22 protein-coding genes are annotated in these 24,667 nt (G+C 64.3%); 15 read left to right on the forward strand and 7 right to left on the reverse strand.

Translation table 11 applies throughout. The features are described from left to right. The 3 genes from OO25_RS07010 to OO25_RS07020 form a co-directional block, all read left to right on the forward strand. Positions 1 to 300: GDP-mannose 4,6-dehydratase (locus OO25_RS07010; protein ID WP_040179204.1), on the forward strand; the 300-nt coding region annotated here is incomplete at its 5' end. Between the two features lie 4 nt (positions 301 to 304). Continuing rightward, entirely contained in the window at positions 305 to 1,294 is a 990-nt protein-coding gene (locus OO25_RS07015; RefSeq protein ID WP_040179205.1) for a GDP-L-fucose synthase, read from the forward strand. A gap of 126 nt (positions 1,295 to 1,420) precedes the next feature. Continuing rightward, complete coding sequence (locus OO25_RS07020) at positions 1,421 to 2,842, forward strand: mannose-1-phosphate guanylyltransferase/mannose-6-phosphate isomerase (protein ID WP_040175826.1); 1,422 nt, start codon at positions 1,421 to 1,423, stop codon at positions 2,840 to 2,842. A gap of 31 nt (positions 2,843 to 2,873) precedes the next feature. Here the strand turns inward: OO25_RS07020 and OO25_RS07025 are convergent, their stop codons facing one another. Next, positions 2,874 to 4,142, reverse strand: coding sequence for a DUF2793 domain-containing protein (locus tag OO25_RS07025; protein WP_242406996.1), 1,269 nt, complete (start codon positions 4,140 to 4,142; stop codon positions 2,874 to 2,876). A 272-nt stretch (positions 4,143 to 4,414) separates the two neighbouring features. On the opposite strand from OO25_RS07025, the gene OO25_RS07030 reads away from it, so the two are divergent. Beyond that, positions 4,415 to 6,610, forward strand: coding sequence for a calcium-binding protein (locus OO25_RS07030; protein WP_242406997.1), 2,196 nt, complete (start codon positions 4,415 to 4,417; stop codon positions 6,608 to 6,610). Positions 6,611 to 6,691: 81 nt separating this feature from the next. On the opposite strand, the gene OO25_RS07035 is transcribed toward OO25_RS07030, so the two are convergent. Continuing rightward, on the reverse strand, positions 6,692 to 8,143 hold the full coding sequence (locus OO25_RS07035) for a M10 family metallopeptidase (RefSeq protein WP_040179209.1): 1,452 nt from the start codon (positions 8,141 to 8,143) through the stop codon (positions 6,692 to 6,694). Between the two features lie 210 nt (positions 8,144 to 8,353). Here OO25_RS07035 and rfbC point away from each other — a divergent pair, with 210 nt between their 5' ends. From rfbC to rfbA, 5 genes are all read left to right on the forward strand, one after another. Next, the gene (gene rfbC, locus OO25_RS07040; protein ID WP_040179211.1) at positions 8,354 to 8,908 is read left to right on the forward strand and encodes a dTDP-4-dehydrorhamnose 3,5-epimerase; all 555 of its coding nucleotides are present in this window, start codon (positions 8,354 to 8,356) and stop codon (positions 8,906 to 8,908) included. A gap of 3 nt (positions 8,909 to 8,911) precedes the next feature. Then, entirely contained in the window at positions 8,912 to 9,964 is a 1,053-nt protein-coding gene (gene rfbB, locus OO25_RS07045) for a dTDP-glucose 4,6-dehydratase (RefSeq protein ID WP_040179213.1), read from the forward strand. An 88-nt stretch (positions 9,965 to 10,052) separates the two neighbouring features. Beyond that, complete coding sequence (locus OO25_RS07050; RefSeq protein WP_040179215.1) at positions 10,053 to 10,526, forward strand: metal-dependent hydrolase; 474 nt, start codon at positions 10,053 to 10,055, stop codon at positions 10,524 to 10,526. Further along, positions 10,523 to 11,371, forward strand: coding sequence for a dTDP-4-dehydrorhamnose reductase (rfbD, locus tag OO25_RS07055; protein WP_040179216.1), 849 nt, complete (start codon positions 10,523 to 10,525; stop codon positions 11,369 to 11,371). Before OO25_RS07050 ends, rfbD begins: the two co-directional genes overlap by 4 nt. Next, positions 11,368 to 12,258: a glucose-1-phosphate thymidylyltransferase RfbA gene (gene rfbA, locus OO25_RS07060; RefSeq protein ID WP_040175836.1), complete on the forward strand. Its 891-nt coding sequence runs from the start codon at positions 11,368 to 11,370 to the stop codon at positions 12,256 to 12,258. Before rfbD ends, rfbA begins: the two co-directional genes overlap by 4 nt. On the opposite strand, the gene OO25_RS23395 is transcribed toward rfbA, so the two are convergent. Next, complete coding sequence (locus OO25_RS23395; protein WP_052463970.1) at positions 12,259 to 13,146, reverse strand: CatB-related O-acetyltransferase; 888 nt, start codon at positions 13,144 to 13,146, stop codon at positions 12,259 to 12,261. It abuts the gene before it with no gap. Between the two features lie 286 nt (positions 13,147 to 13,432). Further along, on the reverse strand, positions 13,433 to 14,572 hold the full coding sequence (locus OO25_RS07070) for a polysaccharide biosynthesis/export family protein (protein ID WP_040175838.1): 1,140 nt from the start codon (positions 14,570 to 14,572) through the stop codon (positions 13,433 to 13,435). Positions 14,573 to 14,680: 108 nt separating this feature from the next. Between OO25_RS07070 and OO25_RS22125 the strand changes: the two genes are divergently transcribed. From OO25_RS22125 to OO25_RS07100, 6 genes are all read left to right on the forward strand, one after another. After that, positions 14,681 to 15,661 (forward strand): NAD(P)-dependent oxidoreductase, encoded by a 981-nt coding sequence (locus OO25_RS22125; RefSeq protein WP_242406998.1) that lies wholly within the window; start codon positions 14,681 to 14,683, stop codon positions 15,659 to 15,661. Further along, a complete protein-coding gene (locus OO25_RS07080) occupies positions 15,658 to 16,269 on the forward strand; it encodes a sugar transferase (RefSeq protein ID WP_040179218.1) in 612 nt (203 codons plus the stop codon). The genes OO25_RS22125 and OO25_RS07080 overlap by 4 nt, the downstream gene beginning before the upstream one ends. A gap of 502 nt (positions 16,270 to 16,771) precedes the next feature. Then, positions 16,772 to 18,646 carry a nucleoside-diphosphate sugar epimerase/dehydratase gene (locus OO25_RS07085; RefSeq protein ID WP_040179221.1) on the forward strand — a complete coding sequence of 625 codons (1,875 nt, stop codon included), beginning with the start codon at positions 16,772 to 16,774 and terminating at the stop codon, positions 18,644 to 18,646. Between the two features lie 304 nt (positions 18,647 to 18,950). Then, positions 18,951 to 21,164, forward strand: coding sequence for a YjbH domain-containing protein (locus OO25_RS07090; RefSeq protein ID WP_242406999.1), 2,214 nt, complete (start codon positions 18,951 to 18,953; stop codon positions 21,162 to 21,164). Then, positions 21,161 to 21,886 carry a YjbF family lipoprotein gene (locus tag OO25_RS07095; protein ID WP_040175775.1) on the forward strand — a complete coding sequence of 242 codons (726 nt, stop codon included), beginning with the start codon at positions 21,161 to 21,163 and terminating at the stop codon, positions 21,884 to 21,886. The genes OO25_RS07090 and OO25_RS07095 overlap by 4 nt, the downstream gene beginning before the upstream one ends. Before the next feature lie 181 nt (positions 21,887 to 22,067). Beyond that, positions 22,068 to 22,274, forward strand: coding sequence for a hypothetical protein (locus OO25_RS07100; protein ID WP_040175777.1), 207 nt, complete (start codon positions 22,068 to 22,070; stop codon positions 22,272 to 22,274). Between the two features lie 140 nt (positions 22,275 to 22,414). Here the strand turns inward: OO25_RS07100 and OO25_RS07105 are convergent, their stop codons facing one another. The 3 genes from OO25_RS07105 to OO25_RS07115 are packed head-to-tail and all read right to left on the reverse strand — an operon-like array spanning position 22,415 to position 24,626. After that, positions 22,415 to 23,170, reverse strand: coding sequence for an amino acid ABC transporter ATP-binding protein (locus OO25_RS07105; RefSeq protein WP_040179223.1), 756 nt, complete (start codon positions 23,168 to 23,170; stop codon positions 22,415 to 22,417). Further along, positions 23,167 to 23,841 (reverse strand): amino acid ABC transporter permease, encoded by a 675-nt coding sequence (locus OO25_RS07110; protein ID WP_040179226.1) that lies wholly within the window; start codon positions 23,839 to 23,841, stop codon positions 23,167 to 23,169. Before OO25_RS07110 ends, OO25_RS07105 begins: the two co-directional genes overlap by 4 nt. Positions 23,842 to 23,849: 8 nt before the next feature. Continuing rightward, complete coding sequence (locus OO25_RS07115) at positions 23,850 to 24,626, reverse strand: amino acid ABC transporter substrate-binding protein (protein WP_052465602.1); 777 nt, start codon at positions 24,624 to 24,626, stop codon at positions 23,850 to 23,852. Positions 24,627 to 24,667: the final 41 nt, after the last annotated feature.

Here is a 24,667-nt window from a genome sequence, read left to right on the forward strand (position 1 = left end):
GCGTTTTCGGGCGCAGGCGTCGAGGAAATTGCCACGGTGACCGCGATTGAGGGCGATATGGCCCCGGCGCTGAAAGTGGGCGATGTGGTGCTGCGCATTGACCCGCGCTATTTCCGCCCCGCCGAGGTGGAGACGCTGCTGGGTGATCCGTCAAAGGCGAAGGAGCAACTGGGCTGGGAGCCGGAAATCACCACCCAGGAGATGTGCGCCGAAATGGTGCGCGAAGACCTCAAGACCGCCCGCCGCCACGCCCTGCTGAAAGAGCACGGCATGGACCTGCCGGTCAGCACAGAGGGCTGAGAGCATGGGCACCAGCGCTGTAAAAATCTATGTGGCCGGCCATCGCGGCATGGTGGGCGGCGCCATCCTGCGCCGATTGCAGGCGCGTCAGGAAGCGGGGGCAGACATTCAGCTGATCACCCGCACCAGCGCCGAGCTGGATCTGACCAATCAGGCGGCGGTACAGGCGTTTTTCGCCGCAGAACGCCCCGATCAGGTGGTGCTGGCGGCGGCCAAAGTGGGCGGCATTCATGCCAACAACGCCTATCCGGCGGCGTTCATCTATGAAAACCTGATGATCGAATGCAATGTGATCCATGCCGCCCATCAACAGGGCGTTGAGCGGCTGTTGCAGCTGGGATCCAGTTGCATCTACCCCAAACACGCCCCCCAGCCGATGGCCGAAGCCGCCCTGCTGAGCGATGTGCTGGAGGCCACCAATGAGCCTTATGCGATTGCCAAGATCGCCGGCATCAAGCTCTGCGAGAGCTACAACCGCCAATATGGCCGCGATTACCGTTCGGTGATGCCGACCAATCTCTATGGGCCGGGGGATAATTTTCACCCCGAAAACAGCCATGTTCTGCCAGCGCTTATCCGTCGGTTTGATGCGGCGGTGCGGGCCGGCGAGGATCATGTGACGATCTGGGGCACCGGCACGCCCCGGCGCGAATTCCTGCATGTGGATGACATGGCGGCGGCCTCGCTGTTTGTGCTGGACCTGGATCCGGCGATCTACCGGCGTGAAACCAGCCCGATGCTGAGCCATATCAACGTCGGCTGCGGGCAGGATATCTCGATTCTGGAGCTGGCCCGGATGGTGGCCGATGTGGTGGGCTTTGACGGTGAGATCCGCACCAATCCCGATCAGCCCGACGGCACCCCGCGCAAGCTGATGGATGTCTCGCGGCTGGCGCGCCTGGGCTGGCAGGCGGAAATTGCCCTGCGCGACGGGATCGCCCAGACCTATGCGTGGTACCGCGCGCAGGACCAGGCCAGCCTGCGCAGCAAATAACCTGCCTGCTGGCCATCGCCGCAAAAAAGGTCCAGAAAAGACAGGGAGATGGCCCAGAAATTGGGCAGACATTTGCCTCAAACGGGTCAGACTAGGACTCAGAGACCGGTCGGAAAGGGACAGCTCATGATCACCCCCATTCTCCTGTGCGGCGGCTCCGGCACACGGCTGTGGCCGCTTTCACGCAAGAGCTATCCAAAGCAATTTGTCCCCCTGGTGGGGGAGACCACGCTGTTTCAGGCCTCCGCCCTGCGCCTGTCGGGCGCGGGATTTGCCGCCCCGATGGTGCTGACCAATTCGGATTTCCGTTTCATCGTCACCGAACAGCTGGCGGAGGCGGGCATTGATCCGGGCGCCATTCTGATCGAACCGGCCGGGCGCAACACCGCCCCTGCGGTGTTGGCGGCGGCGCTTTGGCTGCGGGCGCGCGATCCGGAGGGGCTGATGCTGGTGGCGCCCTCGGATCATGTGGTGCCCGATGCGGCGGCCTTTCGCGCAGCTGTTGCGGCGGCGGAGCCGGCGGCGCGCGCAGGCCAGCTGGTCACCTTCGGGATCAAACCGGACCGGGCTGAAACCGGTTATGGCTATCTTGAACTGGATGGCGATCCGGGTGATTTCACACCGCAGGTGATCGGGCTCAAACGGTTTGTCGAAAAACCGGATCTCGCCACCGCCGAGGATATGCTGGCCTCCGGGCAGTTCCTGTGGAATGCCGGCATCTTCCTGTTTTCGGTCAAAGCCATCATCGCCGCCTTTGAGGCCCATGCGCCGGATCTGATGGCGCCGGTGCAGGGCGCGGTGGACAAGGGCGAACCTGATCTCGGCTTTCTGCGACTGGACCCGGACGCCTGGGACGGGGCGGCGGATATCTCCATCGACTATGCGGTGATGGAGCGGGCCGATAACCTCGCGGTGGTGCCCTATGCGGGCGGCTGGTCCGATCTCGGTGGCTGGGATGCGGTCTGGCGTGAAAGCGGCCCCGATGGCGATGGCATCGTCACCCAGGGGCGCGCGACGGCCATTGAGTGTCGCAACAGCCTGCTGCGCTCGGAAGATGACGGGCTGGAGGTTGTGGGCATCGGGCTGAAGGATGTGATCGCCGTGGCGATGCCGGATGCGGTGCTGGTGGCGGATGCCTCCCGCGCGCAGGACGTCAAACAGGCGGTCAGCGCACTGAAGGCACAATCCGCCCGCCAGGCCGAGGCCTTCCCCAAGGATCACCGCCCCTGGGGCTGGTTTGAGAGCCTGGTGGTGGGCGAGCGGTTTCAGGTGAAACGTATCCATGTGCATCCCGGGGCAGCGCTCAGCCTGCAGAGCCATCACCACCGGTCGGAACATTGGATCGTGGTGGAAGGCACCGCCAAGGTGACGGTGGATGACAGCATCCAGCTGGTGAGCGAAAACCAGTCGGTCTACATCCCCCTTGGCGCGGTGCACCGGATGGAGAACCCCGGCAAAGTGCCGATGGTCCTCATCGAAGTGCAGACCGGCAGCTATCTCGGCGAGGATGACATCATCCGCTACGAGGACATCTACGCCCGCAAGTGACGGTTGGGTCTATCCCCCTCACGCCCTGATCCTAGCGGATCAGCCAGTCTTCCAGACCTTCGGGCGGGGTGGTTTTGCCGGGCGGCAGCGCGCGCAGGCGGATCCAGCGGGGATCGGTGGGCTGGCCTGCGCGCAGGCGCAACCGGCCCAGAAGCCCGACCATATCCCATTCCACCCGCTCAGCCCGGCTGCGGTAGGGGCGGGTGGGGTCATAGGCCGGATTGAGACAGGGCGCGCCACCGGCATCGCGCAGGATGGCGCCAAAGCCATCGCGCAGGCTGCGGCCCTGCCAGCGCCCGCCATCATCATTGCCCAGAATGGACGGGGTGGTGGAGATCACCCCCATTGGTGTCTCGCCGGGCTGGGCGGCGCGGATCCGGTCGCCCTCCAGCACCACGGAGATCCCGCGCCGGTCCTCCCCGTCCGGGTTGCCATCCAGCCATTCGAAAAACTCGGCATAATCCGCGCCGCCGCCGCTCCAGGCGCCATCGCAATAGCCATTGCCATTCTGGCTCAGCCGGAACATCGCGCCGCTGCCATCGCCGGCGGTCAGGTAATCCTGCCCGCTGCCCGTCGCGGTGAGCGCCAGAAGCGTGTTGTCATCGCCCTGCACTTCCAGACGGGCGCCGGGATCATAGGTGCCAAAGCCGGCCCGCCCGCTGGCGGATTTCAGCACCATGGCGGCCTCCCAACTGCTGCCATCGGGGGAGAGTTTCACGGTGAAATCGGTATTGCCTGCCAGCCCCATCTCGGCATGGCCCGCCCAGTTGGATTGAAACAGCAGGCTGGCGGTGTCACCACCTGAGGCCTTGTTGATCTTCAGCTGGTGGCCGCCGCCATCATGGCTGAACAGGCTGGCAGGGCTGCGCAGGGACAGGCGGTTGCTGGCATCGGCATCGGTGGCAATGCCCAGGCGTTCCAGCCGGTCGCCAGTCAGGGGCGGCAGCACCCAGGCGGTGCCATCCCAGATCCGCAGCGCCTGATCCGTCGGCACCCAGGCGCGCCAGCCCGGCTGCGGCGTCAGGAACTGCCAGGCGGCCTCCTGCCAGATCGCCAGACGGCCACCCTGACCGGCCCAGGCATCCGCCGGGCTGTCGGCCAGCCCATAGGTGGCGCCCGCGGCCGGGGTTGCGGGCGGGGTGGTGGCGTCAAACGCTTCAAGGCGCAGCTGCACCAGCGCATCCAGCATGCGCAGCGCCTCGTTGTGGGTCACATGTTTCTGCGCCTGCGCGGGCATCAGATAGGGCAGGGCAAGGCGGGGTGAGGTTTCGGGCAGGGTCTCTGGCAGACTTTCTGACATTCTGGCGGCTCCTGATCACGGGGGGATGGCGCCATCCTGCCGCAACCACATCACCCACCCCCTAAGAGCGCGCGCGCCGCCTGCGCAACACCTGCGCGGGGATTGTTTCTCTCATGCCGGAACCACAGGGATTGTCTTCAATATGTAAACAATCTCCGCGTTTCTGCCCCATTCCCGTCCGCTCCACCGCCGCGACCACCCGTGAGGGTTGATTTCGACCCCGGGCAATCGCCCCGACGGGTCGGGTGATGACACAGCGCGGGAGCAGCAGGATGGATCTACAGTTTGCAGGACGGTTCGGGGCCAATGATCACCTGCTGGACAGCGATCTGCGCGATCTGGAACTCCATCAGGCGGCCAATGGCGCGGTGCAATTATTTGCGGTGAGCGGGCTCAATGGCGGCATTGCCAGCTACAGTCTGGGTGGCGGTGCGCCGGTGCTGCGCGACAGCCTGTATCACCGCGCGCTGGGGCTGGCGGGGGGCGAGGCGACCTTGGCCGAGATCGGCGGCGAGACGCGTCTGCTGGTGGAGGGCAGCACCCGCAGCGCGCTGGCGTTTCACCAGATCGGCGGCAATGGTCAGCTGTCGGCGCAGCAGCAGGCCAGCCTGCCGGGCGCGGGTGCTGCCGGGCTGACAGCGACGGTGGCGGGGGATCTGAGCGGTGGCGGATCGGTGGTCTACGGTCTGGCCAAGGGCCAGCTGAGCGGCTGGCAGCTGGGCGCGGGCGGCACCCCCGGCGCAGAGGTCGCCACCCTTGGCGCGGCGGCGGCCTACGCCCGCCCCGGCGCGGTGGCGCTGGAGCTGGTGGATCTGGGCGGTGGCGCGCAGCTGCTTTTGCTGGCGGACCGGGTTGAGCAGGGGGTGCAGAGCTACCGGGTGGATGCTGCCACTGGCGCGCTGAGCGTCGCGGACAGTCTGGGGGCGGCGGATGGGCTGGGGCTGGCGGAACCCACCGCGCTGGAGAGCTTCACCGCCTTTGGCAGCAGCTGGGTGGTGGTTGCGGCGGCGGGCAGCGGCTCGCTCAGCCTGATTGCGCTGGCAGCCAATGGCCAGATGAGCCTGCGTGATCACGTGCTGGACACGGCCGCCACCCGTTTTGGCGGGGTCACCGCGCTGGAGGTGGTGGAGGTCGCAGGCGAGGTGCTGGTGCTGGCGGCGGGCAGTGACGACGGGCTGGCGCTGTTTCGGATCCTGCCCGAGGGGCAGCTGGTGCATGTCACAAGCCTGGCCCATGCCAGTGGCACGGAGGATGCCGGGCTGGGGCTGGAGAATGTCACTGCGCTGGCGGCAGCAGTGGTCGGAGAGGATTTGCAGATCTTTGCCAGCTCCGGCAGTGCCGAGGGGCTGTCGCAGTTCACCCTGTCGCTGGCAGAGCTGGGCGATGTGATCACCACCGCAGGCGGCCGGATCAGCGGCACTGGCGGCGCGGATGTGCTGGCCGGCGGCATCGGCGCGGTGCTGAGCGGGGGGGCGGGGGCGGATGTCTTTGTGCTCCGCCCTGCCGAGGAGGGGCGCAGTGGCAGCCTGCGCATAACGGATTTCGAGGCGGGTCAGGACAGTCTGGATCTGTCGGGGTTTGACGGGCTGCGCAGTCTTGAGGGGCTGCAGATCCGCAGCCGCAGCGATGGCGCCACGCTCACCCATCAGGCGGCGGATGGCAGCCGCACCGAGGTTGTGGTGCAAAGCCGCGATGGCGACAGTCTGGATGCGGCGGATCTCTTTGCGGATGGCTTTGTCTTTGCCGATCGCATGCTGCCCCCGGCGGAGGCGCCGGATCCGATGCGCTATGGCAGCGGCGGCGCCGACCGGATCACCGCGCGCAGCGCGGGCGATCAGATCAACGGTCTGGGCGGCAATGACACGCTGCTGGGCGGTGACGGGAGCGACAGCCTCTGGGGGGATGCGGGGCATGACCGGCTGATCGGTGGCAAGGGCGTCGACCGGCTGCGCGGGCAGGCGGGCAATGACGTGCTGCTGGGGCAGGAGGCGCGCGATCTGCTGGTGGGGGGCCTCGGGCGTGACACGCTGGATGGCGGGCGCGGCGGGGATCGCTTATTGGGCGGGGCAGATGCGGATCTGCTGCGCGGCGGCGGGGAGAATGACCTGTTGCGCGGCGGCGCCCAAGGTGATCGCCTGCTGGGGCAGAGCGGCCGGGACAAGCTGTTTGGCCAGAAGGGCAATGACCTGCTGGATGGCGGCGGCGGGCATGACACGCTGACCGGCGGCGCAGGCGCGGATGTTTTTGTCTTCGGGGCGGGTCATGGCAGTGACCGGATCCGTGATTTCACCCAAGGCGAGGATGTGATCCATTTGGGGCGTCTGGCGCGGGCGGGCATCTCTGAGGATATGAGCGATCTGATCCTGCAGCAGCAGGGCGATCACACGCGGATCCAGACCGGGGCCGGGGACATCCTGCTGCTCAATCAGAGTGCGGCAGAGCTGAGTGCGGATGATTTTATCTTCTGATCCCGGCCCATCTTCCGGGGCCAATCCGAAAGGCGTGTCGGGATCAGATCAGACCAATAAGGCCGCGAGGCTCAGGCGCCTTCAAAACAGAAAGTCATCCGCCCTGAGAGCGTCCAGCGCAATGTCCTGCAGGGTCAGGGACCAGCCGTTGTCATCCCGGATCACCAGATCTGTGCCCCGGACCTCAAGGTGATCATCCCGCAGATCGGCAAAATCCGAGATCCCGGTGGTGGCGCGCATATCAAGGCGGTCGTCGCGCTGAAAATCAATCACCACATCGGCCCCTTGCGAGAACACAAAGACATCCGCACCGCGCCCGCCGGCCATCCGGTCATTGCCGTCGCCGCCGTCCAGCCTGTCTTGTCCGGCGCCACCTTTCAGCGTGTCGCGTCCGCGCCCGCCCTCCAGCGCGTCATGGCCCTTGCCGCCTTGCAGCCGGTCGCTGCCCTGACCGCCGCTCAACTCATCCCCGCCGCGCGCCCCGGCCAGCGTGTCGCGCCCGGCGTTGCCCAGCAGTTCATTGGGAGCGCCATTGCCGATCAGATGGTCGTTGCCGGCCCCGCCCCAGGCGTCTTCGATCAGATTGAGGGTGCGGCCATCCACCCGCACGGCGGCGGCCATGGCCACATTGTTCTCCAGCGCTCCGATGCTGGAATATTGCCCGGGCCGCAGATCGATCCGGCTGTTGGTCTCAAGGTCGGAGGCATCCATCAGATCCTGCCCGCCGGCATCCCAGATCGTCAGGCTGACATTGCGCGCCACCCCGTCGCCGCCCTGCACGGTCATGCCATCCGCGCCATATTGATAAGCCAGGGTGCCGCGCCCGTCGCCGGCACCCAGATAGACCGTGGCATCGGTGCGGGTCTCCGTATTGGCGCCATAAAGCGCCTGCAATGCCTGAATGTCCCATAGCATCGGCGTCAACGCCCAGCCCTGGAGGTCATACGCCACGTCTTCTTCGCCCGGGTGCGCCACATAAGACATCACTGTGAACTGGCCGTTGGTGGCCGTGTTATCAGGCATCTCATTGGGGTGGTGCAGCCCCAGCGCATGGCCCAGCTCATGCAGATAGGTGTTCCAGCTGGTGTGGCCCAGCATTGGTCCAATCCCCGGCACATATTGATCGGGGTTGTTGCTGTTGATCCAGAGATCCCCCGCAGCCGACGGGTTGGTGCCGAGGTCGGAAGGGTCGGGGAAATCGGCAACGAAGCCAAACAACCCGTCTTCCGAAAAATGGGCGCTGGCAAAGGTCAGATCCGCGATCCCGTCCTGAGCCGGGATCAGGTTCAGATTGGCCACCTCATTCCAGGCCGCAACCGCCTGCAGCATCATCTGCTGCTCAGCGGGATCCATATTCACGCTGGCGCCTTCGGGAAGATAACTGCCGCCGATGTCATAATCGCCAAAAACCGGATCATAATCGTAATACGCCGGGATCGAGGTGAGAAACTGATAGCGAATGACGTCGCTGCCCTCATGCCAGCCTTCGGCACCCCCAACCAGAAGCGCCCGGTAATCTTGATAGGTTGGCATCTTTATATCCCCCGTTTTGATCTGTGGCTCCGGCCAGCCTATCAAGGCATTGCGGAGATATATTTAATTTCCCATGAAATCATATGTGCTCTCACTGTTTAGCCCACACAGGGCGCAGCGGCAGGCAAAATGTGCCTTTCCCGTGGCGTCACGCGCGTCTGCGCGTTAGGACAGAAGACAGGACCACGGCAGCAGATCGGGGGAGAGGGCATGCAGATTGAAGACACGGACCTGCCAGGGGTGAAGATCCTGACACCGGCGCGGTTTGGCGATGCGCGGGGGTTTTTCTCCGAATGCTGGAACAAGGCGCGGATGGCTGAGGCGGGGCTGGATGTCGATTTCGTACAGGACAATCATTCGCTGTCGATGGAGGTTGGCACCCTGCGCGGGCTGCATTTTCAGACGCCGCCCCAGGCTCAGGCCAAGCTGGTGCGCTGTGGTCAGGGGGCGCTGTTTGATGTGGCGGTGGATATCCGCAAAGGCTCGCCCACCTATGGGCGCTGGACCGGGGTGGAGCTGTCGGCGGCAAACGGCCGCCAGCTGCTGATCCCGGCGGGGTTCCTGCATGGGTTCATCACCCGCAGCCCTGGCACCGAAGTTCTGTATAAATGCGATGCGTATTACGCGCCGGACTGTGATGGCGCGGTGGCCTGGGACAGCTGCGGCATTGACTGGGGCTTTGAGGGCACACCGGTGCTTTCTGAAAAGGATGCTGCGGCGCCGCGGTTTGAAGACTTCGACAGCCCCTTCGTGTGGGAAGGATAAGAGATGAAGATTTTGGTGACAGGTGGCGCTGGGTTCATCGGCTCGGCCGTCGTCCGACTGGCCGTGGCGCGGGGCCATCAGGTGGTCAATCTGGATGCGCTGACCTACGCGGCCTGTCTGGACAATGTGGCGGCTGTGGCGGACAGCCCGCTCTATGCCTTTGAGCAGGTCGATATCCGCGATCGCGCCGCATTAGACACTGTTTTTACCCGCCACCGCCCGGATGTGGTGATGCATCTGGCCGCCGAGAGCCACGTGGACCGCTCCATCGACGGGCCGGGGGATTTCATCGAGACCAATATCACCGGCACCTATCAGATGCTGGAGGCGGCGCGCAAATACTGGGCCGAGGCGGGGCGTCCGGAGGCGTTCCGCTTCCATCATATCTCCACCGATGAGGTCTATGGCAGCTTGCCTGCGGACCCGAGTGTGATGTTCACCGAAGAGACCGGGTATGATCCGCGCTCGCCCTATTCCGCCAGCAAGGCCGCCAGCGACCATCTGGTGCGCGCCTGGAATGAGACCTACGGCCTGCCGGTGGTGCTGACCAATTGTTCCAACAACTACGGCCCCTATCATTTCCCGGAAAAGCTGATCCCGGTGGTGATCCTCAATGCGCTGGCGGGCAAAGCGCTGCCGATCTACGGCGATGGCTCCAATGTGCGCGACTGGCTTTATGTGGAGGATCACGCCGATGCGCTGCTCCTCGTGGTGGCCAAGGGGCGCGTCGGGCGCAGCTACAATATCGGCGGCGAGAATGAGCGCAGCAATCTGGAGCTGGTCGAGACGCTCTGTGCGATCCTTGACGAGAAACGGCCCCGGGAGGACGGGGGGTCTTACAAGGATCAGATCACATTTGTCACCGACCGCCCGGGCCATGATGCGCGCTATGCCATTGATCCCAGCCGCATCCGCGACGAACTGGGCTGGCGGCCCAGCGTCACCGTGGAGGAAGGTCTGGCGCGCACGGTGCAATGGTATCTGGACAATGAGGCCTGGTGGCAGGCCTTGCAAAACCGCGACGGCGTTGGCCAGCGGCTGGGGGTCAAGGCGTGATCTGCAACCCGCCACATAGGGCGCCTTCCCAAGGTCAGGCGCGCCCGGCGTGCCGCCGGGCAGTTTCTTCTATGGGGTCGTTGTCCTAATGCTGACAGCGCATCTGCCATCGGGCTATGTGCTGGCGCGGCTGGTGCCTGAGGGCCAAGGGCTCTTACTGCCTGCCGCGCTTATCGGTGCTGTATTACCAGATTTTGACATGCTGTGGTTTCACTTCGTAGATCACGGAAGCATTCATCATCACCGCTACTGGGTGCATATTCCGGCTTTTTGGGCCATGATTGCGGTGCCGGTGCTGGTTGGGCTGGCTTGTTTTGCTCGGTCGCTGTTGGCCCCTGCGGGAATATTTTTTGCCGCTCTCTTCCTGCACATGGTACTGGACACAATCGGTGGCGGCATCCTGTGGGGGGCACCGTTCAGCGATCACCTCTATACGCTGGTGCATGTGCCTGCGACCCAGTCCCATTGGGTTTTGTCTTTCCTGCTGCATTGGACCTTTATTCTGGAACTGGGTATCTGGGCTCTGGCCTTGTACCTATGGCGTAAAAGGAGCCGCATATGATCCTTGTTTTTGGCAAAACCGGTCAGGTGGCGCGGGAGCTGGCGGCGGAGGAAACCGTCACCTGCCTGAGCCGCGATCAGGCGGATCTCACGGATCCTGCGGCCTGCGCCGAGGTGATCCGCGCCCATGCGCCTGCGGCGGTGATCAATGCCGCCGCCTATACGGTTGTGGACCGGGCCGAGGCGGAGGAGGATCTGGCGACACTGATCAATGGCACCACCCCCGGGGTCATGGCCGAAACCTGCGCCACGCTGGGCATTCCCTTTGTCACCCTCTCCACCGATTATGTTTTCGACGGCAAGGGCAGCAGCCCCTGGCATCCGGATGAACCGGTGGCGCCGCTCAATGCCTATGGGCGTTCCAAACAGGTGGGCGAGGCGGCCGTGCGCCTGGCGGGGGGGACGCATGTGATCCTGCGCACCTCCTGGGTGGTGTCGGCCCATGGCAGCAATTTCGTCAAGACCATGCTGCGTCTGGGCAAGGCGCGCGAGCGGATGCGCGTGGTGGCCGATCAGATCGGCGCACCAACCCCGGCCCGCGCCATTGCCGCCGCCTGTATCGAGATTGCCCGCCAGCTGATCGCAGTCCCTGAAAAATCCGGCACCTATCATTTTGCAGGCCAGCCGGAGACCAGCTGGGCCGGGGTCGCGACCGAGATTTTCACCGCGGCGGAAATCCCCTGTGCGGTGGCGGAAATCCCCAGTTCCGCCTATCCGACCCCGGCGCCGCGGCCATTGAATTCGCGGCTGGATTGCAGCACGCTGGAGCGGGTTTTTGGCATCACGCGCCCGGACTGGCAGGCCGGGCTGAAGGATATTCTGAAAGATCTGGGAGAGCGGGCATGACCACAGGCACATCCGGCGCGGGCCGCAAAGGCATCATTCTGGCAGGCGGCTCCGGCACCCGGCTTTATCCGATCACCATGGCGGTCTCCAAACAGCTCTTGCCGCTCTATGACAAGCCGATGATCTACTATCCCCTGTCGGTGCTGATGCTGGCGGGCATTCGCGAGATCTGCGTCATCACCACGCCGCAGGATCAGGATCAGTTCACCCGGCTTCTGGGCGATGGCAGCCAATGGGGCATCTCTCTCACCTATGTGGAGCAGCCCAGCCCCGACGGTCTGGCGCAGGCCTTTGTGCTGGCCGAAGAGTTTCTGGATGGCGCGCCCTCGGCGCTGGTGCTGGGGGACAATGTGTTCTTTGGCCATGGTCTGCCGAAACTCCTGGCGGCGGCGGATGCGCAGACCAGCGGCGGCACTGTTTTTGGCTATCACGTGGCCGATCCCGAACGCTATGGCGTGGTGGATTTCGACGCCGAGGGCCGCGCCCGCGAGATCATCGAAAAACCCGCTGTGCCGCCCTCGAACTATGCGGTGACGGGGCTGTATTTCCTGGATGGCAGCGCGCCGGAACGGGCGCGGCAGGTCACCCCCAGCCCCCGCGGCGAGCTGGAGATCACCGATCTGTTGCAGATGTATCTGGACCAAGGCGCCCTCCGGGTGGAGACCATGGGCCGCGGCTATGCCTGGCTGGACACCGGCACCCATGGATCGCTGCTGGATGCCGGCAATTTCGTGCGCACCCTGCAGGAGCGCCAGGGGCTGCAGACCGGCTGCCCTGAGGAAATCGCCTATGAGGCGGGCTGGATTGATGCCGCCCAGCTGCGCACCCGCGCCGAGATGTTCGCCAAAAACGCCTATGGCGCCTATCTGGAACGGCTGCTGGACTGATCAGGCCGAGCGCACAATGCGCGTCAGGCGGTCTGAAATACGGCGGATTTGTTTGGACACCGGTCCCAGTCTGCGGCCTTCAGGCAGGGTGATTGCTCTGCTCAATGAGGCGCGCGCGACATCAACCGGAGCTGCCAGCGCCTGCAGGTCTGCGGCGGTGATCCAGCGTTCCTCCCGTTTGGCCAGGTTGGCTTTTTCCGGCTCGAAGGCTTTGCAGAACCGGCGCGGATGCCCCATCTTGAAGGCGGCCAGTGTTTCCAATGGATAGTCCCACCAAGCCGTGGCCTCCAGCCGAGCGATCAGCGGCGCTGCAAACCGGTATTTCAATACCCGGGCCGGCACGCCGCCAACAACGGCATAGGGCGGCACATCCTTGGTGACGATGGCGCCTGCGGCCACCACTGCGCCATTGCCGATAGTGATTCCGCCGGCCATCTGCACCCCGCGCCCGATCCAGACGTCATTGCCAATGCGCACGGGCGGGGTTTTGGTATTGAACCGGGCGTGTGGTTCATAGCTCTCGGCGCCCAGGTTGCGGGCGAGTTTGGCGTAGTAGGGCCCATAGCTGAACGGGTGGGAAGACACCCGCCGGATCGGGTGGCGATCCCCCAGGACCCGCAGCCCGGCCGCAATTGAACAGAAGGCTCCAGCGGACCAGTTGCGGGAGGGGGAGTGGCTGTAGCTCATGTAGCCAATACTGCTCAGCGGCAGCAGGCCACCTGCTTTCAGCCCGTGCCGGGTGACAACCGAGAGGTTCAGATCCGGTGGAAAGCTGAGCCGTTTGAGCGCGGTCAGATCCCGTTCGTCACGCCAGGGTTTCGGCATCACATGGCGGTCGGCCAGCAGTTTGCGCATGCTGTCGGTCACCCGAAGAGTTGTCGGTTTCATCGAAAAAGAAGGACTCTGAATAAAGGTTGTTGCGAAATAATAAGACGACCCGGAGCCAGGCGGGGTGGGTTTCGCGGTCAGAAATCAACCAGAAACCCAAGGCCAGAAACCGGGGTAAACAGGACAGGAGCAGATTAGCCTCCAAGAGCAGGGAGGGCCAGTATAAATTCTCTACCTGAGATTGATTTTCCACACCTGCGGCCTGAGGCGCAGGCGTTGTCTGGCTACGCACATGCCCTTCCTAAAAGAGAGGGGCATGTGCCTGTCGTTTCCCAGCAGTGGCTGATCAGAGCGCGCCTGCGCGGCTGAAGACGCCGAAGAAGTTGCCGATGATATTGGAGATGGTCAGCGCATCATTCACTGGCGCCTCGGTGGCGATCAACAGATCCCCGGAGTTGATCTGAAACCGGCGCGCCGAGAACAGCCCGTCAGCTGAGGTGAGATCCAGCGTGAACACCACCCGGGGCTGGCGCGGACCACGCTGGCCCGGCGCGAGGGCGCTGTCGGGGTATTCGCGCAGCACCAAAAGCCCCTGCGGATCGGCGCGGCTGTCCTGAAAGCCGCCCGCCACCGACATGGCATCCATTGCCGACATCTGATCCTTGGTGAATGTGTGCAGATCCTCACGGCCGGTGGCCCCGAAAGACAGGAAATAACGCGCGTCCTCTTCCACAAACACCCGGTCGCCGCCGCGCAGGAGCGTGTCGCGGCGCGGATCATTGAGCAGGGTCTCCACCGAGGTGCCATAGATGCTGCGCCCGCGCACCAGACGGATCTGCGGATTGTTGAGGCTGGCGCTGATGCCGCCGCCCGCTGCAATCAGCCCCATCACCGTGTAATTGCGATCCGGCATCGGATAGGTGCCGGGGGTCTCAACGCCGCTGACCAGATCCACCGAATTGCCGCGCCCTTCGGTCATGTCCAGCTGCAGCTGGGCCGAGGGCACGATTTCTTCCATGGCAGTTTGCAGTTTTTCGCGCGCCAGATCCGGGGTCAGCCCGTTCACATTCACATTGCCCACATAGGGCATGAAGATGCTGCCATTGGCCGCCACCGTCACATCCTGCAGCTGCACCATTTTCTCATCCGGGGTGGTCAGCAGGGAATTGTCGCTGCTGTCCCAGATCCGCAGGGTCAGAAGATCCCCGGGCTGGATGATCTGGGTCTTGGCGCCCTGGGTGGCGCCGATCCATTTCAGCGGACGTTTGCCGCTATGGGCACCGCCGCTTTCAGGGCCGGTTTCAGGCCAATGGGCCACCGTCGGCAGAAAGGCGCGGGTGACGGGATAAAGCGCAAAATCGGCATCCGCATCATCGGCGGTTTTCAGGATCTCTTCGCTGGCGGGGGCGCCACCGGGCAGGCGACCGCAGGCTGCCGGCAGCAGGGCAAGGCCAAGAGCGGCAAGTAGGAAGGTAAAGCGGCGCATGAGGATCCTTGTCCGAAAACGGCCGAAAACGGCTTGATTTTTGTTCCCGGCAAGATACTGGGCATGCAGACTGCGTCAACCGCATGGGCAACGGTAACAGGGGGGCTGATGCGTTTTCCACCCACATTGGGACCCATATTGATCCTGGGCGCCTCCGGGCGGATCGGCGGGATCCTGCGCCACCAATGGGCCTCTGCCGGGGCGGACCTGCGCTGGCAGCGGCGGGCGCGGCCTGACGGGGCAGAGCCCGACGCAGCAGGCTGGCATGTCTTTGATCCGCTGGCGGATCCAGAGGCGCTGGCCGCGGCGGCGCGGGGCACGGCGGCGATCCTTTGTCTGGCGGGTCCGGTGCCCGGCGGCGCGGCGGGCCGGGATCTGAGTGCGCACCAGCTGATGCAACATCGTGATCTGGCGCTGGCCACACTTGAGGCGGCGGCGCGTGTGCGCGAGGCAGAGACAGGGACAGGGGCAGGGACAGGCGCGCCGCGGCTGCTGCTGGCCTCTTCGGCGGCGGTCTATGGCGCGGCCCCCGGCCCCCTGAGCGAGGACATCCCGCTGGCCCCGATGGCCCCTTACGGGGTCGCCAAGGCCGAGATGGAACAGGCCGCACAGGCGCGTGCCGCTGAACTGGGGCTGGAGATCAGCCTGCTCAGGATCGGCAATATTGCCGGTATTGATGCGATCTTGGGCGGCTGGCGGGCGGGGTTCTGTCTGGATCAATTTGCCGATGGGCAGACCCCCCGGCGCAGCTATATCGGCCCCCGGACCCTGGCGGAGGTGCTGGCAAGCCTGATTCAATGTCCCGATCTGCCGCAGGTGCTGAACATCGCCCAGCCGGGCGCGGTGGCGATGGGCGATCTGTTGCAGGCGGCGGGGTTGGACTGTGCCCGCAAACCGGCGCCCGCGCAGGCCATCGCCGAGGTGCGGCTTGACGTGACGCGGCTGATCGGGCTTTTGGCGGCACAGCCCGTGCCTGCCGCAGATCTGCCAGCTCACCTGCCTGTTGCCACAGCCGCTGATCTGGTGGCGGAGGCGCGCGCGCTCAGCCTGCTGCCCCAATCCGCCCCTGATAAGGACACCCGCATATGACCTGGCGCAAACGCCTCTTTGATCTCTTCTTTGCCAGCCTTCTGGTGGTGGTGCTGGGGCCGGTGCTGCTGGGGCTGATGGCCTGGCTGCTGCTGAAGGAAGGCCGCCCGCTGTTTTACGTGGCCGAACGGATGAAGGGGGTCGATCAGCCCTTTGCCCTGTGGAAACTGCGCACCATGCAGGTGGTGGCGCAGGACACCGGGGTCTCCGGCGGCGACAAATCGGCCCGCATCACCAAGACCGGCGCCTGGCTGCGCGCCAAGCGGCTGGATGAATTCCCGCAGCTGTGGAACATCCTGAAAGGGGATCTCTCCTTTGTCGGGCCGCGCCCGCCGCTGCGCCAATATGTTGAGGCCAATCCCGAGCTCTATGCCCGGGTGCTGAAATCGCGCCCCGGGGTCACCGGGCTGGCCTCCATCACCTATCACAAACATGAGGCTGCCCTGCTGGCGCGCTGCACCACCTCCGCGGAAACCGATCAGGTCTATTCCCGCCTCTGCGTGCCGATGAAGGCGCGGCTGGATCTCATTTACCAGCGTCACCAGAGCATGTGTTACGACTTTGATCTGGTGTTTCAGACCATCGGCAATCTGTTCCGGCGCGGCTGAGGGATGAGATTGCGGGGCGATTCGGCGATTCGCCCCGGTCCGGGCGGGTCCGGACGGGTGTGTCCTGCCCAAGCTGCCCGCTGGCGGTCCCGCGCGCAGAGGGATCGGCCAAACCCTGCGTCAGGCCTGCACCGACGCCGCCTGGGGGCGCCAAAACGGGCAAATCACCGTCAGACGGCGCTTTTTTGCTGCCCGTGGTTTTGTATTAGCCCCGAAATACGTCTAAAGTGATGCTTGGGGCGCCCATGAAACCCCCGGCGTAGGGCCTGTCACACCTGCTGCGGAGGAACCAGGGGCACCCGGAGGGATAGACGACGCGAAAGACATCCCGATGCCAGAGAGAGCCGTCACATGCGGGTCCGGGGGTCTGGCGCGGGGAATTGATAAAAACGCATTTGAAACGATGCGCGCCAGAAAGACCTCGGCGCCACATCGCGACATATAAACAGGCCGCCCGGACTGCGAGGCGGTCACCGGGGACTGGAAGTGGGGACGGCCAGGGATGTTCAATCTGATCAGTGCGCTGTCACGCAAACAGAAATCCTATATTTTTCTCACCATTGATCTGACCCTGATCCCGCTGGCGCTGTTCCTGACCTTTCTGGTGCTGCCCTTGCCGGGATCCGCTCTGGCCACGCTGGCAGCGATGCTGCCGGTGCTGCCTTATGTGCTGGCGCTGGCGGCGGCGGTGGCACTGTGGCTCGGATTGCCCAAGGTGCAGCTCAATGCCTATGAACGCCATGCGGTCGGGCTGACGGCGCTGCTGGCCTCAATCACCGCCGGGGCCACGGCCGGGCTGACGCTGCTGTTTGGTCCTGATCTGCCGCCCGGCACCCATGTGGTTTTTGCCACCACCTATTTTCTCTGCCTGCTGGCCGCGCGTGCCCTGCTCTATCAGGTGGTGGTGGCGATTTACCGCCGCGCCCAGCCGCGCTGCCGGGTGCTGATCTATGGCGCCGGCACCACCGGCGCCCAGCTGGCGCAGGCGCTGAAGGCCCATGATGGCATCGATCCTGTTGCCTTTGTGGATGACAATACCTCCTTGCAGGGGGTGACGCTGGTGGGGCTGCCGGTGTTCCCGCCCGCCCGCATCGCCGAGATCGCCGAGGCCCGCCAGATCAAGCGGGTCTTGCTGGCAATGCCGTCGCAGAGCCAGCCGAAACAGGCGCAGATCATCCAGCGACTGCAGCGGATGCAGCTGGAGGTGCAGGCGCTGCCCTCCTTTGCTCAGCTCATCGGGGAAGAGGCGCTGGTCGACAAGCTGACCCCGGTAGCGCCGCAGAATTTCCTGGGCCGCGCCACCCGCGATGTGCCCCTGCAGGAGGCCAGTGGATCTTATCAGGACCGGGTGGTGCTGGTCTCCGGCGCTGGTGGTTCCATCGGCTCCGAGCTTTGCCGTCAGGTCTTGGCCTGCCGCCCGCGCAAACTGGTGCTGTATGAGCTGTCGGAACTGGCGCTTTACACCATTCATCAGGAGCTGGAGCAGCAGGTCGAAGGCACCGGAATCACCCTGGTGCCGGTGCTGGGGTCTGTCACCGATCCGCGTCAGGTGCGCATGGTGCTGGCCCATCACGGCGTCCAGGTGGTGCTGCATGCGGCAGCGTATAAACATGTGCCCTTGGTGGAGGCCAACCCGCTGCCCGGTCTGGCCAACAATGTCTTTGGCACGCAGACGCTGGCCCGGGCCGCCGCGCGCAGCGGGGTGGAACGCTTCATCCTGATTTCCTCCGATAAGGCGGTGCGCCCGACCAATGTGATGGGCGCCTCCAAACGCATGGCGGAACTGGTGGTGCAGGATCTGGCCACCCGCAATCCCGGCACCGTTTTCACCATGGTGCGTTTTGGCAATGTCTTGGGCTCCTCGGGCTCCGTGGTGCCGCTGTTTCAGGAGCAGATCAGCCGCGGCGGGCCGGTCACCGTCACCGATCCGCGCGTCAAACGCTATTTCATGACCATCCGCGAGGCGGTGCAGCTGGTGCTGCAGGCCGGCGCCGAGGCGCTGGGGGGCGAGGTGTTTGTGCTCGACATGGGCGAGCCGATCTCAATTCTGCAACTGGCCCGTCAGGTCATCGAAAGTGCCGGTTATTCCGTGCGGGACGACGATCACCCCGACGGCGATATCGCCATCGATATCATCGGCCTGCGGCCCGGGGAAAAAATGCAGGAAGAGCTGACCCTCAGCTCGGATCTGATCACCACCCGCCACCAGAAGATTTTCTGCGCCCGCGAAGCGGTGCTGTCGGAAATCGAGGTTGCAACCCTGATCCGGGGGCTGCGTCAGGCGGTGGCCGCCGGCGACGAACGGGTTGCGCGGGTCCTGATCAAACGCTGGGTCGAGGGCTACCGCGCCCCGGAAGAGGATCGCAAGACCTCCTGAACGCGCCTTGGATCCGCCTTGCTGGCAGGAGCAGGAGGAGCAGGGGACCTGCGACGGGGTCTTGCAGTCGGCACTATAGTTTACGGGTCACAGCCCAGCCGGCAGCGCGGGCCGGCATGGGCCGGATCGTTGATCCGCCTGCGGGTTTTATGGTCTAACCGGGCCAACACCAGCCGCGGGGGCAGGGCGGCCGATCCGCCCTTCATTGCTCCGGCATTTCGACCAGACCACAAGCCAGACAACAAGGCAGCCCGAACCCGTGATCCCCAGTCTTCGATCTCTTCATGTGGCGCGGCTTTTGCCAATGGCCCATATGCCGGCTGCCCATATGCCGGCCGCCCGTATCCTGGCAACCTCTGTGGTCATGGCCTCGGTGGCACTCTCTGCACAGGCGCAAGACGCGCTCACCACGCCCAAACCGGAGGCACCACGCTTCAAACCGCTGCCCGCCCCCAGCCTCAATTTCTACGGCTCCCCCGGTCTGGTGGATATGCCAAGCGCGGAGATGCTGCCGGACGGGCAGTTTGCCACCACCTATTCCTGGTTTGGCGGTCAGGCGCGTTACAATCTGACCTTTCAGGCCACCCCCTGGCTCAGCGCGTCCTTCCGCTACAATGGCATCCAGACCAATGGCGCCCAGATTGGTGGGTTCAGCACCTATTACGACCGCGGCTTTGACGTGCGGCTGCGGCTCCTGCGCGAGGGGCGCTATCGCCCGGCCGTAACCCTGGGTCTGCAGGATTTTGCCGGCACCGGGATTTATGCCGGCGAATATATCGTTGCCACCAAGAATTTTGACACCCCGGCGCTCAGCCATCGCGGCGGCGCAGGACGGCTGAAGCTGACCGCAGGTCTGGGCTGGGGACGCCTGGGCTCCAACGGCTCCATCGGCAGTATCTCCGGCACCCGTCCGGGGTTTGTTGCTGGCAACACCGGGGGCAAGCTGTCCTATGATCAGTGGTTCCGCGGCGAGATGGCACCGTTTGCGGGGATCGAATGGCAGCCCAATGACCGCTGGGGGTTCAAGGCGGAATATTCCTCGGATGCCTATGTGCTGGAAACCGGCGCCCCAAATGTGTTTGCGCGCAAATCCTCCGTCAACTTTGGCGCCGAATATCAGGCCAGACCAGGCCTGCGGCTGGGGGCCTATTATCTTTATGGCTCGGAACTGGGCGTCACCGCGCAGATCCAGCTCAATCCCAAACACCCCACCCAGCCCATGCGGGTTCACGCACCGGTGCCGGTGGTGCCGCGCAGCAGCTGGGCCACCGACGAGGCCCATTGGAGTCGCGACTGGGCCACAAGCACCCGCGCCAAGACTACCCTGCGCGATGCGCTGGCCGAGGCCTTGCAGCAGGACGGGCTGATCCTGGAGGCGCTGAGCCTGCCTGCAGATGGCACCGAGGCTGAACTGCGCTATCGCAATCCGCGCTACCGCGCCCAGACCCTGGCCATTGGCCGCAGTGCACGCGCCATGGCGCGGCTGCTGCCGCCCTCCGTGGAGACGCTGAAAATCGTGCCGATGCGCGGCGGGCTGGCGCTGTCGCAGGTGGTGATCCGGCGCAGCGATCTGGAGGCGCTGGAACATAACCCCGACGCCACCGAGGCGCTCTGGGCGGTGACCGGTCTGCAGGCCGCCGAACCGCTGGCTGAAGAGGCGCTGGTCTCAGGCGATCTCTACCCGGCGTTTTCCACCTCCCTCAGCCCCTATACCGCGCCCTCCTATTTCGATCCCGAGCTGCCGTTCCGGCTGGATGTTGGCGTGGATCTGAAGGCCTCCTACGCACCGGCCCCCGGCTGGCGCATCGCGGGCGCCATCCGTCAGCGGATCTGGGGCAATGTGAAGGACGGGCGCGCCTCCAATTCGGTGCTGCCGCATGTGCGCACCGATGCGACGGAATATGCCCAGTTTGGCACCACCCTGGAAAATCTCTATGTCACGCGGCAATGGCAGATGGGGCGCGATCTTTATGCCCGCAGCACCGTCGGCCTGTTTGAAAGCATGTTTGGCGGGGTCTCGGGCGAGGTGCTGTGGAAACCGGTCTCCAGCCGTCTGGCGCTGGGGGTCGAGGGCAATTACGTGGTGCAGCGCGATTTTGATCAGCGGCTGTCGTTTCGCGATTACAAAACCTTCACCGGTCATGCCTCGGCTTATTACCAGATGGACAAGGGCTATCATGTGCAGGTGGATGCCGGGCGCTATCTGGCCGGTGATTATGGCGCCACCTTTGCGCTGGACCGTGAATTTGCCAATGGCTGGCGGGTCGGCGGGTTCTTTACCCTCACCGATGTCTCCTCGGAGGATTTCGGCGAAGGCTCTTTTGACAAGGGCTTCCGCTTCAGCATTCCGCTGGACTGGCTGCTGGGCAAACCCAGCCGCAATACATTCGGCATGACCGTGCGCCCGACCCAGCGCGACGGCGGCCAGCGGGTGCATGTGCCCGACCGGCTTTATGGACAAATCCGCGAAGCCCATCGCATACAGCTGACCCGACAGCGGGCAAGGATCTGGGAATGATGACGCCTGTAATCACACGCCTTGCCGGGCTGCTGCCGATTCTGGGTCTGCTGGCGCTGACCGCCTGTAGCCGCGGGCCGGATCAAGCGCCCCTGCAGGTGGAACTGCTGCGCAGCCTTTCTGATAAAGTCAGCGCCCGGCTGTCTGGGGGCAAGGGAAAACAGGCAGCCCGCCCGCCGCTGACCCGCGCCGGTCTGGATGAAATCAAAGACCCCTATATCGAGGTCACCATCGAGAAAAACGATGTCTTCGCCTATCTGTCGCGCCAGCAGCTGCGCCGCGATGACAGCCCCGGCACCGTGGCGGTCTGGCGCACCGAGGACAATATCAGCCTGACCCTGCGCAACGGGGTGCTGGTGGCGACGCGCAACCTTGGCAATGACATCCTGTCCAGCTCAGCGCTGGTCGAAGGAGACACGGGTGGCCCTCTGCGCAGTGGCGCGCGGCGCTATCATATCCGCGGGCTCGACAATGGCGCCTGGCAGCTGGATCTGCTCTGCAGCCGCCGAGATCTGGGTGTTGATCCCATCGTGATCGTTGAATTGCGCTACCCCACCCGCCACATCGAGGAACGCTGCCATCCCAGCCAGCCGGGACGCAGCGGCGAAATCGTCAATGACTACTGGGTAGATTCGCGCAGTGGCCGGGTCTGGCAATCGCGCCAATGGGCTGGGCCAAATGTGGGCTATCTGCGCATCCGCCAGCTGACCACCGGTGGCTGACCCCAGGTCTGACGCGTTAAAAAACAGGCGGTTTGGGGCCATATCCGCCCAAATGAGCGATATCTCGGCAACGGCAGAAAAAAATTTCCAGCCGTCGGGATATTGCTGCTAAAAGCTGCGTTGAATTCACGAGGTAACTCACCTACTCTCGGCTCAACGGTCTCCAAAGGAGTTTTGGATTATGAACAAGTTCTTCGCAGCATTCGCTCTGGCCACCCTGGCCGCAACCACCACCGCTTCCGCTCAGGACCAAGGCACCCCGACCCTGCTCGGCGGCACCGGCCTTGAGCAAGGCACCCTGATCGCGGGCGGCGTTGCCGGTGCGGTCATTCTGGGTGTGATCCTGAACGACGACGACGAAACCAGCACCACCACCACAACCAACTGATCATTTGTGATCAGACCGGTGGGGCGGGATCGCAGATCCTGCGCTGACAGCGTCTTATGAATGACCATCCTTGGATGGAAAAAAGCGGGCCAGTGGCCCGCTTTTTGCATTTGGATATTCGGGGTACAGAAGAGGGCCGGTCACCCCACCCGGCGCAGGAAGGCCCGCGTGCGGGGATCCTGCGGCGCATCAAAGATCTGCGTCGGCGGGCCCTGTTCCACAATCCGCCCGCCTTCCATGAACACCACCCGATCGGCAATTTCGCGGGCAAACTGCATCTCATGGGTGACGATCAGCATGGTCTGGCGCTCTTCGGCGACCTTGTGCATCAGCGCCAGCACCTCGCCCACCCATTCGGGGTCCAGCGCCGAGGTTGGCTCGTCAAAGAGCATCAGCTCGGCCCCCAGCGCCATCGCCCGGCCAATGCCGACGCGCTGCTGTTGGCCGCCGGACAGGCTGGCGGGATAGGCATCGGCCTTATCCGCCAGACCGGTCTCTGCCAGGATGTCCAGCGCGCGGGCACGGGCGGCGTCGCGGGGCTGTTTCTGCACGGTGACCAGCGCCTCCATGATGTTTTCCGCTGCTGTCTTATTGGCAAACAGCGCATAGTTCTGAAACACAAAGGCGGTGCGCCGGCGCAGGGCCAGGATCTCCGCCTTGCTGGCGCGGGCAGCCTCCACCTCCAGATCGCCGATGCGGATTTGGCCACCGTCCGGTGCATCCAGGAAATTCAGACAGCGCAGCAGCGTCGATTTACCCGTGCCCGAAGGGCCGATAATGACAATGCGCTCGCCGGGCTTAATGGTCAGGTCGATGCCATCCAGCACCACGCTGTCGCCAAAGGTCTTGCGCAGGCCGGTGATGGAAATGGCAGTGTCAGCTTGTGCGTCGTTCATCGTGCATAGGCCTTGTTCAGATGTGTCTCCAAGAGCCGCTGCACCAGCGACAGCGCCTCCACCAGAATCCAGTAGATCACCGCCACCACCAGGAAGGCCTCAAAATAAAGGAAACTGCCGGCCGCCTCTTTCTGGGTGGCACCCATCATTTCCGTGACCCCAAGGGTAAACGCCAGCGAGGTGCCCTTGATCATGTCGATGAAATAATTGACCAGCGTCGGCGCCGCGATCCGGGCCGCCTGCGGCAGCACGATACGGCGCATCATCTGGCCACGGGTCATGCCGATCGACTGCGCCGCCTCCCATTGGCTGCGATCCACCCCCAGAATGGCGGCGCGGATGCTTTCGGCCATATAGGCGGCAAAATGCAGGGTCAGCCCCATGATTGCAGCACTGACCCCATTGATCTGGGTCAGCACCGACAGCACCTGCGGCAGCCCGTAGTAGAACAGGAACAGCTGCACCAGCAGCGGCGTGCCGCGAAAGAAGCTGATGAACAGCACCACCAGCTGATCCAGCACCGGGATCCGCAGCACCCGCTCCACCGCCAGAAGCGACGCCAGCACCAAGGCCAGGGCCATCGCCACCACCGCCATGAACAGCGTCAGCGGCACATAGCTCAGCAGCACCGGCACCAGGCCCAGCATATAGGCGATGTCCAACCCCTGCATTTACCGGCTCACTTCTCAGCCGGGGCGGAAACCGCCGTAATATCGGTGCCGAACCATTTTTGCGAGATGCCCGCCAGCTCGCCGCTCTCGCGCAGCGTGCTCAGCGCCGCATCCACCCGGTCGCGCAGCGCCAGGCTGTCCGCGTCCTGACGAAACGGCAGCGCATTGCGGATCTCGGAGAACGGCGCGCCCGCCAGCGCCAGCGGCAGCGGGCTTTCCTGGATCAGCTGGGCCGAGGACACCCGGTCCATCACAAAGGCATCGACCCGCCCCAGAGCTGTATCCTGAGCGATATTGGCCTCATAGGTTTTGATCTCGATCTTGTCGGCCTCTGGCAGCTCCCGCAGCAGTTGCTCGAAATTGGAGCCGAGGTTCACCGCCACGGTCTTGCCCGCCAGATCATCCGGGCCTGCGATGCTGTCCTCATTGCCGCGTTTCACCACCACCTGCGCGCCGTCGATGACATAGGCCTGGGTAAAGGCGAATTTGGCGCTGCGCTCCGGCGTGATGGTGATCTGGTTGGCGATGGTGTCGATGCGGTCGGATTCCAGCGCGCCAATCAGGCCGGAAAACGACATGGTGACAAATTCCACCTCCAGGCCGGTTTCCGCGGCCACGGCGTTCATCACATCCACCTCAAACCCCTGCAGCACGTCCTGACGCACAAAGGTGAAGGGAAAATAGCCACCCGACATGCCCACACGCAGCGTGTCAGAGGCAAAAGCGGACGATGCGGCAGTCAGGCTCGCAGCGGCGGCCGCGGCCCAGGCAAATGTTTTCATCATGTCAGAGATTCCTTTTCTTTTCCGCCCCGACCTAATCCCCC

The organism is Phaeobacter sp. S60, assembly GCF_000826845.1.
Classification (GTDB): domain Bacteria; phylum Pseudomonadota; class Alphaproteobacteria; order Rhodobacterales; family Rhodobacteraceae; genus Phaeobacter; species Phaeobacter piscinae.

Coding starts and splice junctions, on each gene's coding strand:
- OO25_RS07070 (WP_040175838.1), bottom strand. CDS start 14,572: ATGCGCCGCTTTACCTTCCTACTTGCCGCTCTTGGCCTTGCCCTGCTG.
- OO25_RS07050 (WP_040179215.1), top strand. CDS start 10,053: ATGCTGACAGCGCATCTGCCATCGGGCTATGTGCTGGCGCGGCTGGTG.
- OO25_RS07080 (WP_040179218.1), top strand. CDS start 15,658: ATGACCTGGCGCAAACGCCTCTTTGATCTCTTCTTTGCCAGCCTTCTG.
- OO25_RS07035 (WP_040179209.1), bottom strand. CDS start 8,143: ATGCCAACCTATCAAGATTACCGGGCGCTTCTGGTTGGGGGTGCCGAA.
- OO25_RS07015 (WP_040179205.1), top strand. CDS start 305: ATGGGCACCAGCGCTGTAAAAATCTATGTGGCCGGCCATCGCGGCATG.
- OO25_RS07085 (WP_040179221.1), top strand. CDS start 16,772: ATGTTCAATCTGATCAGTGCGCTGTCACGCAAACAGAAATCCTATATT.
- rfbD (WP_040179216.1), top strand. CDS start 10,523: ATGATCCTTGTTTTTGGCAAAACCGGTCAGGTGGCGCGGGAGCTGGCG.
- OO25_RS07090 (WP_242406999.1), top strand. CDS start 18,951: ATGGCCCATATGCCGGCTGCCCATATGCCGGCCGCCCGTATCCTGGCA.
- OO25_RS23395 (WP_052463970.1), bottom strand. CDS start 13,146: ATGAAACCGACAACTCTTCGGGTGACCGACAGCATGCGCAAACTGCTG.
- OO25_RS07100 (WP_040175777.1), top strand. CDS start 22,068: ATGAACAAGTTCTTCGCAGCATTCGCTCTGGCCACCCTGGCCGCAACC.
- OO25_RS07110 (WP_040179226.1), bottom strand. CDS start 23,841: ATGCAGGGGTTGGACATCGCCTATATGCTGGGCCTGGTGCCGGTGCTG.
- OO25_RS22125 (WP_242406998.1), top strand. CDS start 14,681: ATGCGTTTTCCACCCACATTGGGACCCATATTGATCCTGGGCGCCTCC.
- rfbC (WP_040179211.1), top strand. CDS start 8,354: ATGCAGATTGAAGACACGGACCTGCCAGGGGTGAAGATCCTGACACCG.
- OO25_RS07115 (WP_052465602.1), bottom strand. CDS start 24,626: ATGATGAAAACATTTGCCTGGGCCGCGGCCGCCGCTGCGAGCCTGACT.
- rfbA (WP_040175836.1), top strand. CDS start 11,368: ATGACCACAGGCACATCCGGCGCGGGCCGCAAAGGCATCATTCTGGCA.
- OO25_RS07095 (WP_040175775.1), top strand. CDS start 21,161: ATGATGACGCCTGTAATCACACGCCTTGCCGGGCTGCTGCCGATTCTG.
- rfbB (WP_040179213.1), top strand. CDS start 8,912: ATGAAGATTTTGGTGACAGGTGGCGCTGGGTTCATCGGCTCGGCCGTC.
- OO25_RS07020 (WP_040175826.1), top strand. CDS start 1,421: ATGATCACCCCCATTCTCCTGTGCGGCGGCTCCGGCACACGGCTGTGG.
- OO25_RS07105 (WP_040179223.1), bottom strand. CDS start 23,170: ATGAACGACGCACAAGCTGACACTGCCATTTCCATCACCGGCCTGCGC.
- OO25_RS07025 (WP_242406996.1), bottom strand. CDS start 4,142: ATGTCAGAAAGTCTGCCAGAGACCCTGCCCGAAACCTCACCCCGCCTT.
- OO25_RS07030 (WP_242406997.1), top strand. CDS start 4,415: ATGGATCTACAGTTTGCAGGACGGTTCGGGGCCAATGATCACCTGCTG.